This window comes from Pseudomonas sp. PDM04 (assembly GCF_014851765.1).
In the GTDB taxonomy this organism is placed as follows: domain Bacteria; phylum Pseudomonadota; class Gammaproteobacteria; order Pseudomonadales; family Pseudomonadaceae; genus Aquipseudomonas.
The window spans coordinates 872,942-885,660 of sequence record NZ_JACVAI010000001.1 but is presented as its reverse complement, the minus strand read 5'-3'; the positions used below and the strand labels follow the sequence as shown (position 1 = coordinate 885,660).

The 12,719-nt window shown below is 61.4% G+C and carries 14 protein-coding genes; 4 read left to right on the top strand and 10 right to left on the bottom strand.

What is annotated here, in order from left to right:
- Positions 1–96: 96 nt before the first annotated feature.
- The 3 genes from IB249_RS04060 to IB249_RS04050 all read right to left on the bottom strand — a co-directional run bounded on the left by IB249_RS04060 (position 97) and on the right by IB249_RS04050 (position 2,121).
- Complete coding sequence (locus tag IB249_RS04060) at positions 97–963, bottom strand: DUF6279 family lipoprotein (RefSeq protein WP_192302216.1); 867 nt, start codon at positions 961–963, stop codon at positions 97–99.
- Between the two features lie 65 nt (positions 964–1,028).
- Positions 1,029–1,745: a TorF family putative porin gene (locus IB249_RS04055; RefSeq protein ID WP_192302215.1), complete on the bottom strand. Its 717-nt coding sequence runs from the start codon at positions 1,743–1,745 to the stop codon at positions 1,029–1,031.
- Between the two features lie 196 nt (positions 1,746–1,941).
- The gene (locus IB249_RS04050; protein ID WP_192302214.1) at positions 1,942–2,121 is read right to left on the bottom strand and encodes a hypothetical protein; all 180 of its coding nucleotides are present in this window, start codon (positions 2,119–2,121) and stop codon (positions 1,942–1,944) included.
- A 356-nt stretch (positions 2,122–2,477) separates the two neighbouring features.
- Between IB249_RS04050 and IB249_RS04045 the strand changes: the two genes are divergently transcribed.
- Positions 2,478–3,314, top strand: coding sequence for a S1 RNA-binding domain-containing protein (locus IB249_RS04045; protein ID WP_192302213.1), 837 nt, complete (start codon positions 2,478–2,480; stop codon positions 3,312–3,314).
- A gap of 45 nt (positions 3,315–3,359) precedes the next feature.
- Here IB249_RS04045 and IB249_RS04040 read toward each other — a convergent pair whose 3' ends face one another.
- Positions 3,360–4,538: an MFS transporter gene (locus tag IB249_RS04040; RefSeq protein ID WP_192302212.1), complete on the bottom strand. Its 1,179-nt coding sequence runs from the start codon at positions 4,536–4,538 to the stop codon at positions 3,360–3,362.
- Positions 4,539–4,641: 103 nt separating this feature from the next.
- Here IB249_RS04040 and ptrR point away from each other — a divergent pair, with 103 nt between their 5' ends.
- Complete coding sequence (gene ptrR / locus IB249_RS04035) at positions 4,642–5,535, top strand: putrescine utilization regulator PtrR (protein WP_192302211.1); 894 nt, start codon at positions 4,642–4,644, stop codon at positions 5,533–5,535.
- 139 nt (positions 5,536–5,674) lie between these two features.
- Positions 5,675–5,803 (top strand): PA1414 family protein, encoded by a 129-nt coding sequence (locus IB249_RS29920; RefSeq protein ID WP_007914492.1) that lies wholly within the window; start codon positions 5,675–5,677, stop codon positions 5,801–5,803.
- 93 nt (positions 5,804–5,896) lie between these two features.
- Here the strand turns inward: IB249_RS29920 and IB249_RS04030 are convergent, their stop codons facing one another.
- The 6 genes from IB249_RS04030 to speB all read right to left on the bottom strand — a co-directional run bounded on the left by IB249_RS04030 (position 5,897) and on the right by speB (position 11,473).
- Positions 5,897–6,148, bottom strand: a complete 252-nt coding sequence (locus IB249_RS04030; RefSeq protein ID WP_192302210.1) for an acyl carrier protein — start codon at positions 6,146–6,148, stop codon at positions 5,897–5,899.
- 52 nt (positions 6,149–6,200) lie between these two features.
- Positions 6,201–6,926, bottom strand: coding sequence for an MBL fold metallo-hydrolase (locus tag IB249_RS04025; protein WP_192302209.1), 726 nt, complete (start codon positions 6,924–6,926; stop codon positions 6,201–6,203).
- Positions 6,927–7,006: 80 nt separating this feature from the next.
- Positions 7,007–8,386 (bottom strand): sodium:solute symporter, encoded by a 1,380-nt coding sequence (locus tag IB249_RS04020; RefSeq protein WP_192302208.1) that lies wholly within the window; start codon positions 8,384–8,386, stop codon positions 7,007–7,009.
- 138 nt (positions 8,387–8,524) lie between these two features.
- Complete coding sequence (locus IB249_RS04015; RefSeq protein WP_192302207.1) at positions 8,525–10,036, bottom strand: purine-cytosine permease family protein; 1,512 nt, start codon at positions 10,034–10,036, stop codon at positions 8,525–8,527.
- A gap of 54 nt (positions 10,037–10,090) precedes the next feature.
- Positions 10,091–10,513, bottom strand: coding sequence for a YybH family protein (locus tag IB249_RS04010; RefSeq protein ID WP_192302206.1), 423 nt, complete (start codon positions 10,511–10,513; stop codon positions 10,091–10,093).
- Between the two features lie 9 nt (positions 10,514–10,522).
- Complete coding sequence (gene speB / locus IB249_RS04005; protein ID WP_056853080.1) at positions 10,523–11,473, bottom strand: agmatinase; 951 nt, start codon at positions 11,471–11,473, stop codon at positions 10,523–10,525.
- A gap of 343 nt (positions 11,474–11,816) precedes the next feature.
- Between speB and IB249_RS04000 the strand changes: the two genes are divergently transcribed.
- Positions 11,817–12,713 carry a LysR family transcriptional regulator gene (locus IB249_RS04000; protein ID WP_192302205.1) on the top strand — a complete coding sequence of 299 codons (897 nt, stop codon included), beginning with the start codon at positions 11,817–11,819 and terminating at the stop codon, positions 12,711–12,713.
- Positions 12,714–12,719: the final 6 nt, after the last annotated feature.

Sequence of the window (12,719 nt, the reverse complement as noted above, 5' to 3'; positions counted from 1 at the left end):
GCGAGCCCGCTCGCGATGAGGGCATCCGGCCGACATCAGTGTTGGCTGCGCCCGCGCTATCGCGAGTGGCTTGGTTCCCGCAGAGGGTCGTTGTGCTCAGCCTTGGGCCGATTTCAGGCACTTCAGATCATTGAAGTCCTTGCGCACCCCATCGATTTTCTTCTGCAAACGCTGGCGCTGGGTCGGCGTACTTTGCGCCATCAGGTCCACAATCAGGCTGCGCGCCTGGGCTTCGGTGTTGGCGTAAGCCTTGCGATAGTCCTGTGTCCATAAACTCTCGCGATTCACCAGAAGCGTCTCGATTCTCTGTGGGAATTCGGGACTCTGGCGTTGTGCAACGGCTGCGCTGAACTGCTTCTGCCAATGGGCACGGTTGGCGATCCATTGGGTGTTCTGGTCGCCCAGGGCGGTCGACCAACTGACCACGCGCTGCTGCTGGACCGGGCTGATAGTCCCGAGCCAGTCATTCAGGCGTTTTTCCATGCGTTCGCTGCGTTCCTTGATCTGCTGGTCGAGCGAGGGCTCGAGGTATTCCTGCTGGCGCTTGCGCAGGTCCTTGGCAAAGGCCTCGTTCATCTCCGCGACTTGCCGGTCGTTCAGCCCCTGCAACAGCTCGATGGCCGACGGCGTGATCTCGCGTGCGGTCTGGGCTATCGCCTGCTTGGCTTCCTGAGTGCGGGCTTGCAGGGCGGCGTCCGTGACCTGGTTGCTCGCGACCATTCCCTGCAGGCGGTCCAGCCAGTCGAGGTAGCCTGGCAGTTGCGTGGTGCAGTGCCAGGTGAGGTGTTCCTTGAGGCGCTCGTTGAACCAGCCTTTCTGTTCGCCGTTCATGTCCAGGTAATCGCTGAGCGTCCAGGGAATGATCACGTCGAGGTTGCGATAGGCCAGGCCTACCCGGCTGCAGGCACCGAGGGCGAGACTGAGGGTGATGACAACGGCGAGACACTTCAACCAGCGCGACATGGGCGAGTCCTTGCGAAAGCCTGGGTTCTCATGTGAACGCAGGATGGGCCTGCCAGTTCAGCCGATCAATAGAACGCGCGTTCGGCCTTGAGGGTGACCAGCCCGTCGCACTGACCGTTACGCCCCGAATAGGCCGAGCAATCGCTGCCACTGAGGCTGGAGTCGCTGTAGATCAGGTCCAGGTCGATGCCCATGAACGGTCGGGATAATTTCAGCGACCAATCGGTGAAACTGCCCACGTAGCCTCCGTCCACCGAGACGGGGGTGTTGAGTTGGTGGGTGGTGTATTTCATGCTGATCCCGATGCCGAACGGCTGATTGCCACCCAGGTCGGCGAACAGGGTGCTGTTCTGTTTGTCCGGGTCGTTGCTGAAGGCGGCGCCGAATCGGCTGCCCAACAATGTCAGGCCGCCAAAGAGTTCATGGGAATCGGGGGTTTGCACCCTCGGGTAGCTGTAATGAATCATCCCGACTTCATACCCCAGGGTTTGATCGAAGGGTTGTTTAAAACCCATGTAGGAATCGACTTCAAGGGTTTTTCCCGGACTCAAGCCCATGCTCGGTGACCACTGGCCGACGTAGAAACCGCTGTCGTGGCTGAGGTCGAGGCCGCCGTGAAAGGAGCCGGTGGCCGAAGGTTTGACCAGACCCTGGGCCATGCTGCGGCTGGGCGTGGTGCCGAGCTTGAGGTCGAAGTCCCCCAGTTCACGCTGGAAAATCTGCGCACTGGCCACCGAACACCACAACAGGCTCGTGAACAGTAAAAGAGAGGGCTTGAGCATGCGTCACTCCATGACCGCGAGGAGCAGAAACGAAAAATCAACGAAAGGCTTGATCTAGACGCGTGCAAGCATACCGACGAATGTTCGGCGTCGAGGGCCGTTCGTCGATTTTCTGCAATTTTGAAGGGTACGGCAGGAGGAGGTCAGTCCAAGCGCTTCGAATCTCAAAGCGCTCAGGGACCGGGTGATGCGGGGATTATTTCTTGCCCAGGGTGATCTGCTTGGACGGGCCGAAGGTCTGGCCGCTCACGCCTTTGGCAATTTGCTGGATCTGGCCACCGGACTTGAGGAAAGCAGCAATCTGGTCGTTGATCGATTCGCTGGTTTCAACGGCTGGAGCTGGCTTTGCTTTGCTGTTGGATGCTTTTACGCGCATGGCGGCCAATTACCTGTAGAAAATCAATTTGGCCAGTCATCGTACAGGAACGAGCGGGTAATTGCTTGGTAAATATCCCCTGATACGGACAGGGGCGTCCGCGAATCAATCGCAAGTTATCGCCGAAACAGCTCCGTAAGCTGCTGTTTTAAATACGAACATCAGCAGGGTTAAATGATTTTTTCGCCGGTCTCTGGGGGCGCCGGTTGTCACGGCGGCCTGACGAATGGCCAGATGTGGCTGAGAAATACAGGAAAATCAGGGTTTTCCGTACCTTTTCTCGTTCCGCGGGGGCGGGCACCGGGCGCAGCCAGCAAAAACAGGTAGAATGCCGCCACGCAATGAGGGTATTGGAAATGGCTTTAGTCGGGCGTTACAACAGTTTGCAAGTGGTTAAACACACTAACTTCGGTTTATATCTGGACGGTGGCGCGGATGGCGAGATTCTTTTGCCCAATCGTTATATTCCAAAAGATATTCCCAGCGAAGATGAAGACTGGCTCAATGTTTTCGTTTATCTGGACAGCGATGACAAACTTATCGCAACGACCGAAAAGCCGAAAGTTCAAGTGGGTGAATTTGCCAGTTTGAAAGTTGTTGAAGTCAACAGCATCGGTATTTTCCTGGATTGGGGATTGCCCAAGGATCTGTTGCTGCCGTATTCCGAAGAAAAGCGCCAGATGACCGCTGGCGAGTATGTGGTGGTGCATGTCTACCTCGACAAACACACCCGCCGCATTACCGCCACGGCTCGCCTGGACCGCTACCTGGACAAGACGCCGGCCAACTACGCGCCTGGCCAGGAAGTTGATCTGCTGGTTGCCGAAGCCACCGACATGGGGTTCAAGGCAATCATCAACAACAAGCACTGGGGCCTGATCCACAAGAACGAAATCTTCAAGTTCATGCGCGCCGGCAAACAGGAGAAGGGCTTTATCAAGGAGGTCCGTGCCGACGGCAAGATCAGCCTGAGCCTGCAACCGGTCGGCCAGGAAGCGGCCACCAGCCTCAACTCGAAGATCCTCGCCAAGTTGCGTGAAAACAACGGCACCCTGGCGGTCAGTGACAAGAGCGATCCCGCGTTGATCAGCAGCCTGTTCGGCGTCAGCAAGGGTAACTTCAAGAAGGCCATCGGTGCGTTGTACAAGAATGGCCAGATCGTCATTCACGCGGATCGCATCGAGCTGAGCTGACTTCGAGGCGGCCCCTGCGGGCCGCACCGTGTCCTTGCCTGGCACTCAGCGTTGAGGCGTGGGAGCGTTGTCGGCACAAAGGCCGCGCCCGGTCCTGGCCGGACTGAACGACAAGCCACCCGCAACGAGCAGACCGCTGCCCGCCACGATCAAGGCGGGTTGCAATCCACCGCTGAAATGGCTGCTCGAAGCGGCGAGCAGCGGGCCGGCGAGCTGGCCAACGGCAAAACAGGCGGTCAGCAGACCGGCATTGCGCTGAGTGGCGTGGGGCGCCTGCTCCCGAGAGCGTTGCATCACCAGCTGCATGCAGGCCAGGAACGGCGTACCACACAGCAGCACTCCCAGCGCCAGGCCGACGCCGCTGCCCAACAGGCAGGCAAACACACCGGCCGCCTGCAACCACAACGTCGCCGTCAACCAATGACGCGTGGCATTCGGGTTATGTCTACGAAGACTCACCAGCACCACGCCGAGCGCGGACGCCAGGCCAAAGCATGGCCAGAACAGATCGGCTTGCCATTGCCCGTGGAATTGCGCGTTGGCCATTTGCGAAAGGAACGTGGCCGGGATGATGTAGCCCAGGCCGTACAAGCCGTAGATCACGCCCAGGCGAGCGATGCCCCGATTGCCCGAATGCGTGGCGATGGACGCAGCCGCAACAGCGGGAGTTGGTTGTGGCAGGAACGGCAGGACCATCAGCAACATCACCAGGGCGACCACCGCATACACCAGCCAGAGAGTGGCGGACGTCTGCCCCAGCAGGTGCGAGCCCAGCGCCAGCAATCCCGTGAGGAAAATCCCCAGGCCCGGTCCGGCGAACACCAGCGCGCCCAGTCGTGGCCGGCCGGCTGCAGCGGCGAGTGGCTGGCTCAGTGCGGTGATCATCACCAGCACCCAGGCGCTCGCCACACCTGTGCCGAAGCGCAGCAACAAGTGCGACCAGAAACCGTTGGCCCAGAACGACGCGAGGGTCAGTACCACACACAGCCACAACCCGACGAGCAACCGCTGCCGTACTTGTTCGGGGCGGCGGGAGAACATCGCGTCCACGGCCCCTACGAAATAGCCCAGGTAGTTGGCGGCGGCAATCAGGCCGGCGGCGGTCAGGTCGATCTGACCTTCGCTGAGCAGGTGCGGCATTTGCGGGGTGAGGGCGAATCGCCCGATACCCATGGCCATCATGAGGGCGATGAAGCTGGCGAGTAAGCGAATCAGAGGCGACATGGTCTGGCTTCCGGCAGGGGATCGATGACCGTCAGGCTAAGACTGATTGACTTTCTTTAAAAATGAATAATAGTGAGTAACTTGTTCTGATTTGGAGAATAACGTGGAATTCAGCCAGTTGCGGATTTTCCAGGCAGTGGCCGAGGAGGGGTCGGTGACCCGTGCCGCCGAGCGTCTGCACCGGGTGCCGTCGAACCTGTCGACCCGGCTTAAACAGCTCGAAGAGCAGTTGGGCGTGGAACTCTTCGTTCGCGAGCGTCAGCGCTTGCAGCTGTCACCTGCGGGCAAAGTCCTGCTGGACTACACCGCCAAACTGTTCAGCCTGCGCGACCAGGCGCAAGCGGCGGTGCAGGGCGGGCAGCCGGCGGGGGATTTCGTACTGGGGACGATGTACAGCACCGCCGCTATCCACCTGCCGAGGTTGTTGGCGCGCTATCACCGCACCTACCCGGCCGTGAACCTGCAAGTGCAGGCCGCCCCCAGCGGTGAACTGCTGGAGGGGCTGCTCACCGGCCGCCTGGATGCGGCACTGGTGGACGGTCCGCTGGAGCTGGCAGGGCTCGACGGTGTGCCTTTGTGCGATGAACGCCTAGTGCTGATCAGCGAAGCCGACCACCCGCCGGTGCGCAGTGCGCTGGATGTGCAGGGGCGCGCGGTGTTCACCTTTCGCCAGGGCTGCTCCTACCGGATGCGCCTGGAAGCCTGGTTTGCGCATGACCATGCAACCATGGGGCGGGCGATGGAGATCGAGTCCTACCAGGGGATGCTTGCCTGCGTGATTGCCGGTTCCGGGGTGGCGTTGATGGCGGAATCGATGCTCGCCAGCCTGCCGGGGCGCGAAAGCGTCGCGGTGCACCCGCTGGCCGAGCCGTTCGCCAGTGCCACCACCTGGCTGATGTGGCGCAAGGGCATGGTCGGGGCGAACCTGAATGCCTGGATCGAGCAGCAGCAGATGGATTTTCCGTCGACCGCGATGCCTGCGCAGGCAACGGCTTGAACTAACGGTCAGGTATTTGGATCAATTCAGTAACAGATCCTTGCGGATTTTGCTGAGCATTGCGTAGGACTTCGGACTATTATCAGTGCGAAGGGGCTACAGAATTTCAGCCACCGAGCATTACCCTGAAGGGGGCACCATGAAAGAGAAAATTCAAAACTGGCTGCACGACCTCGGTGTTGCGCTGGGTCTGATCGAACCGCCTTTGCAACCTGTGCCTATCCGTACGGACGACGAGCAGCGTCGACGCCAGCAACGCCGCCGGTAATCGCGTTCAGGCCGCCATGCGCTAGCCGCTGCGGCCACCGCATGGCTGTCCATCCGGGTGCCCGACTCGCGGTTGCTCCCGGCCTTGGCAGGTTCAGTGCCGCGCAATGGCAAGCAAAAACCGGCTCAAATCATTCGCCGTCCTGGCGTTCCTGAGCATCTGGTCTTCTTCGGCGGTAAACGCCGTCAGCCCCAGTTCATCTTCCAGATGGAAGATCAGGTCTTCTATATCCGCTTTTTCCAGACCCAACTCCACCAGACTGGCGTCATCGTCGAAGTCCTCCTGGTCTTCCAGCAGACGGCTGATGAAGCGATGCACGGCGGCACGCACGGCAGCTCTTTTCATGAGAGTTCTTCAAGGGCGTAACAGGTGTGGCCCGCTTTGAGTACAGCAGGCTTCAGTCATGCGAGCGCTGCCACTGGTCAATCATGTTGCGCAGATGTTCCCCGGAAAAACTGCCGAAATGCCCGCCGTGCACCGTGCGGATCGGCAGCGCACGCAAGCGTTGCAGGCTGCGGGCGTAGTCGCCGAGATCGGAGTGGTAGGCGTCTTCGATCAGCGGCCCGTCGTAGATGATATCGCCGCTGAACAGGGTTTCGGTCTGCGCTTCATAGAGGCTGATGCCGCCCGGCGAGTGGCCGGGTGTGTGCAGCACCTGAAGTGCGCGATTGCCCAGGTCCAGCACGTCGCCTTCCTCGATCGTCCCCGTGGCCGGGGCGGCCTTGACCCGGTATTCGGCGTAGCACAGCGGGCAATCGGGATGGGCCTCGAACATGTCATCGCCGACGAAGGCGCGACTCAAGTCATTTTCGCCGTCCGGTGCCGCGAGGATCTCGGCTTCGGCGGGGTGCACCAGGCGCTCCGCGAATTCGTGGTGGCCGGCAATGTGATCGAAATGACAATGGCTGGCCACCGCTACCAGCGGCCGTTCGGTGAGCCAGGGCAGTTGTTCGCGCAGGCTGACCAGCCCGGAACCGCTGTCGAGCAGCAGGTCCTTGTCGCGGCCCTGGATGTGCCAGAGGTTGCAGCGGTAGAAGGGGCGGATGTACGGCTCGTGAATCAGGCGGATGCCGTCGGCGAGGGGCTTGACCTCGAACCATTGGTCGCGGGAAACGATTTTCATCAAGGGGTTTCTCCAGACGAAAAAAAACGGGTGTGGCAACCGACGCCACACCCGTCGAAGAAAGCTTCGTCAAGGTCGGCTCAGATGGCGCTGGCCACCACCGCCGGGCGACGGGACATCAGGCTCACTAGCACAAAACTCACCAGGCCAACAGCCAGGCTGTAGTAGATCGGGGTGTTGGCGTCCAGACCGTCCGTGACCATGAACAGCAGGGCCGTGGCAAAGCCCAGGCCCATGCTGGCGATGGCACCGGCGGTGGTCGCGCGTTTCCAGAAGATAGCACCCATCAACGGGATCAACATGCCCCCCACCAGCAGGTTGTAGGCCAGGGTCAGGGCGCTGATCACATCGTTCACCACCAGGGCAATGCCCAGCACGACCACACCGGTCAGCAAGGTCACCAGGCGGTTGAGTCCCAGGCTCGACTGTTTGCCGCCACGCAGTTTCGGCAGCAGGTCTTCGCTCAGGGTGGTGGCGGCGGCGAGCAGGCCGGCGCTGGCAGTGGACATCATGGCGGCCAGTGCCGCGGCGATCACCAGGCCACGGATGCCATCCGGCAGGGACAGTTTGACGATGGCGGCAAACGCGTTGTTGACGTTGTCCAGGTCCGGGATCAGCACGTGGGCGGCCATGCCGATCAGGGCGCAGGCCAGGCCGTAGATGATGCAGTAGATACCGGCGGCGGTGCCGGCGTACTGCGCGACCTTGGCGGTCTTGACCGTGAATACCCGTTGCCAGATGTCCTGGCCGATCAGGATGCCGAAGAAGTAGATCATGAAGTAGGTGATGATGGTGTCCCAACCGATGGTGGTGAAGCTGAAGCTCGCCGCCGGCAGTTTTGTCACCAGTTCATCCCAGCCGCCGACGCGGTACAGGCAGATTGGCAGGAGGATGAACATCAGGCCGACGGTCTTGATGATGAACTGGACGATGTCGGTCAGGGTCAGCGACCACATGCCGCCGATGGCCGAGTAGACCACCACCACGCCACCCCCGAGCAGCACCGACACCCAGAACGGCAGGCCGAACAGCACTTGCAACACGGTGCCGATGGCCAGGATCGAGGTCACCCCGATCATCAGTGCGTAGGCCAGCATGATCACTGCGCTGGCGGAGCGGGCCATCGGGTTGTAGCGTTTTTCCAGGACCTGGGTCACGGTGTAGATCTTCAGTTTCAACAGCGGCTTGGCAAGAAACAGGTTCAGCGCCACGATCCCGCAACCCAGTGCGGCGCACAGCCAGAAACCGGAGATGCCATGCACATAGCCCAGGCGTACGGTGCCGACCGTGGAGGCGCCGCCCAGAACGGTGGCCGCCATGGTGCCCATGTACAGGGTCGGACCGAGGTTACGGCCGGCGACCAGAAACTCTTCGTTGGTCTTGGCCTTGCGCATGCCGAAGTAGCCGAGGACCAGCATCGCAGCGGCATAAATGAGAACGACGAATAAATCCAATGCCATGATGGCGTGTCTCCGATTGTCTTTTTTGTATTGAAACAGAGAGATTCCGTGTGGGGGCGCCTGCTCGCGATAGCGATCTGTCTGTCACATCGGGGTTGGATGTGCCGACGTCATCGCGAACAGGCTCGCTCCCTCAGATCAAGCTGTCGTATTGAGACCGGGGGTGGCGAGTGAATGGGCACCCTTGCTCCGGGCGTCATCCGGGCCGAACACCGCCGCCGGTTCCGGGAACAGGCTCAACAGCACCAGGTACACCACCGAAGCCAGGCCCAGGGTGACCGGCAGGCTGATGTCGATGCCGTCCGCCAGGTTGCCGAGCACACCGACGAATTGCCCCGGCAGGTTGACGAAACACAGGCCCACCAGCGCACTCGGGATCCAGGCCCCCAGCCCGCGCCAGTTCCAGCCGTGGGCGAACCAGTAGCGACCGCCTTTCTCGCCGCGGGTGAACACCTGCAGGTCATCTGGGCAGTAGAAGCCGCGACGCACCAGCAGGCCGATGATCATGATCACCATCCATGGGGTAGTGCAGGTGATGATCAGCACGGCGAAGGTCGATACGCTCTGCACCAGGTTCGCCGCGAAGCGCCCGATGAAGATGAAAGCGATCGACATCACCCCGATCAGCAACGTGGCCTTGACCCGCGACAGCACCCGTGGGAACACGCTGGACATGTCCAGCCCGGTGCCATACAGCGACGTGGTGCCGGTGGACATGCCGCCGATCACCGCAATCAGGCACACCGGCAGGAAGAACCAGTTTGGCGAAACGGCCAGCAGGCCACCGACGTAGTTGTTGGCGGCGATGTAGTCCGGCGCCTTGATCGCAACGATGGTGGCGGTCGCGAGGCCGAACAGGAACGGGATGAACGTGGCGATCTGCGAGATCACCACTGCCGCCATGATCTGGCGCTTGGAGGTGTCGCGGGGGATGTAGCGTGACCAGTCGCCGAGGAACGCGCCGAAGGAAATCGGGTTGCTCATCGCCACCAGTGCCGCACCGATGAAGGCGGCCCAGAAGCCTGGCTGGCCAAGGCTCACTGTGCCGACGTAGTTCACATCGAAAGGCCCGGCGAAGGCGAAGACGCCCAGCAGGAACAGCAGGCTGGCGCTCCACACCGCGATCTTGTTGACCCACAGCAGGAAGCGGAAGCCGTAGATGCACACGGTCAATACCAGGATCGCGAACAGTCCGTAGGCCAGGCCCAGGGTCAGGTCGGTTTCCGGCAGGCCGATCAGCCGTTTGGCACCACCGATCAGCGCGTCACCCGAGCTCCACACCGACAGCGAAAAGAACGCGATCGCGGTCAGCAGCGACAGGAACGAACCGACGATCCGCCCGTGCACGCCGAAGTGCGCACCGGAAGACACGGCATTGTTGGTGCCGTTGAGCGGGCCGAACAGGCCCATCGGTGCGAGGATCAGCGAACCGAGCAGCACGCCCAGCACGATGGCCGCCACGCCGGCCTGAAAAGACAGGCCGAACAGCACCGGGAAACTGCCGAGCACGGCGGTGGCGAAGGTGTTCGAGCCGCCGAAGATCATCCGGAACAAGTCCGTCGGGCCTGCGGTGCGCTCGTGGTCCGGGATCTGTTCGACCCCGTGGGTTTCAATCTGCGTAAGGCTTTGGTCGTTGTTGTTCTTATTCATGATCTGCTCCGATCATAAAGGCGCGCTCATCGTGTGTGAGCGTTACCTGTTTGGCTAAGGTGTTGGCAGCCCTTCCGGCATTGCGGATAAATGTTCGTGACAGGCCAGCCACAGGCCTTGTTGTTCTTGGCCAGACGCCTGTTTTCTGAAAACAATCGTCTCGCGCTCCTGGCTGAAGTGTTGCTCCCCTTGCATGCGCAGCTCGGTGGCGACGTCATGGATGAAAATCGCCACGTCACCCTGCAGGCTGACGAAAGCGTTGCTCGACGTGCACGACAGCACTTCGAAGCCATCCTCGGCGCGCCAGCTGTCCCACAACACCTGGTAGGCATCGCGCGACAGCAGGGGCTGTTCGAGGGTGTAGAACACGAAGCTGGCATCGGCGCTGAAGGCGCCGAAATAGGCCTCGCGATCATTGCGGGCAAAGGCGGCCACCAGATCGGCGGCCGCTTGCAAAACCTGATCACGTTCAGTCATGGCCGATCCTCAGCGGTGGACGACGCCGGGCAGTACGCAGAGCATTTCGTACAGCAGATTGGCGGCCAGCAGCGAGGTGTTGCCGGTGGTGTCGTAGGCGGGCGAGACTTCTACCAGATCGCAGCCGATCAGGTCGAGACCCTGGCAGCCACGAACGATCTCGATGGCCTGAATGGTCGTCAGGCCGCCGATTTCCGGAGTGCCGGTGCCAGGTGCCCAGGCCGGGTCGATGCCGTCGATGTCGAAACTCAGGTACACCGGGCCGCCACCGACCTTCTCGCGAACTTCGGCCATCAGCGGCGCCAGGGACTTGTGCCAGCACTCTTCGGCCTGGACCACGCGGAAGCCCTGGTTGCGGCTCCAGTTGAAGTCGTCAGCGGTGTAGCCCTGGGCACGCAGGCCGATCTGAACCACGCGGTCCGGGTCGATCAGGCCTTCCTCGACGGCGCGGCGGAAGGTGGTGCCGTGAGCGATTTTCTCGCCGAACATGTGATCGTTGACGTCGGCGTGGGCATCGATGTGCACCAGGCCGACCTTGCCGTGCTTCTTGTGGATGGCACGCAGGATCGGCAGGGTGATGGTGTGGTCGCCGCCCAGGGTCAGCGGGATCACGTCGTGTTCGAGGATGTTGTCGTAGGATTCTTCGATGATCCGCACGGCATCCAGCAGATTGAAGGTATTGATCGCCACGTCGCCGATGTCGGCCACCGACAGCGAGTCGAACGGCGCGGCACCGGTGGCCATGTTGTACGGGCGGATCATCACCGATTCGGCGCGGATGTCCCGTGGCCCAAAACGGGTGCCGGGGCGCAGCGAAGTGCCGATGTCCAGCGGCACGCCAACGAAGGCAGCGTCCAGGCCGGCAGCGGTCGGTACATGGGGGAGTCGGAGCATGGTGGCGATGCCGCCGAAGCGCGGCATTTCGTTGCCGCCCAGTGGTTGGTGAAGAATCTTGTCCACGGGTAGGGCCTCATCGTCGTTGTTTTATTTATGCGGATACGCCGGCAGCGCAGGCACGGGCACCGTTGTGGGCCGATTCTGCGAAATGCAGGGGAGCGGAAGAATCGCTACGGGCAAATACTTAGTTCAGATTTTTCTAAACTAATGACCCTGAGATGGATAGACTTCACGCCATACGCAAAACCCGATACCAGAGCAAACCTTGTGGGAGCGAGCCTGCTCGCGATAGCGGTGGGTCATTCAACATGGATGTTGGCTGGACATCCTCTATCGCGAGCAGGCTCGCTCCCACGGGGGCTGCCTTGGCTTGAGCTTCGCGCGTCTCGTCATTGGAGCTTTTGACATGGCCAACGCTTTACCCGACCTGAAACTGTTGCGCATCTTCGTCAGCGTGGTCCGCCATCAGGGGTTCGCCAACGCCCAGCAGGAGCTCAATCTCTCGACGTCGGCGATCAGTACCTACATGAGTCAGCTCGAAGCCGCCCTTGGCCTGGTGCTGTGCCATCGCGGACGGGGCGGTTTCAGCCTGACCAGCAAAGGCGAACTGTTCCATCAGGAAACCCTGCGCCTGCTCGCCGAACTCGAGGGTTTCGAGCAATACGCAGCGGCGTTGAAGGGCGAGTTGCGCGGCACGTTGAACCTGGGGGTGATCGATTCCACCGTCAGCGACAAGGCCTTGCCGTTCGCCGAAGCCATCGGTGCCTACAGTCAGGAACACCCGGCGGTGCACCTGCACCTTTCGGTCATGAGCCCGTATGAACTGCAACTCGGCGTGCAGGACAACCGCCTCGACCTGGCCATCGGTGCGTTCTCCACGCGCATGAGTGGGCTGGTGTACATGCCGCTGTATCGCGAGCAGCACTGGCTGTATTGCAGCAACCGCCATCCGCTGTTCGCCGAGCGCCGTATCCCGGAGCAGGTCATTACCCAGCAACGCATGGTCGGCCGGGGCTACTGGAGCCAGGCCGAACTGGCGCGCCACGGTTTCAAGCACAGCGCGGCGACGGTGGAGAGCATGGAGGCGCAGCTGATTCTGGTGCTGTCCGGCGCCTACATCGGCTACCTGCCGGAGCACTATGCCCAGGCCTGGGCGGACAAGGGCGACTTGCGCGTGCTGCTGCCGGCGACCTTCGGTTACCAGGCGCCGTTCTCGATGATCGTGCGCCGTGGCCGCAGCCGCGAACCGCTGATCCAGACGTTCCGCGACCTGCTCAAGGCGCAACTCAACCAGGCGGCCTGAGGAAAA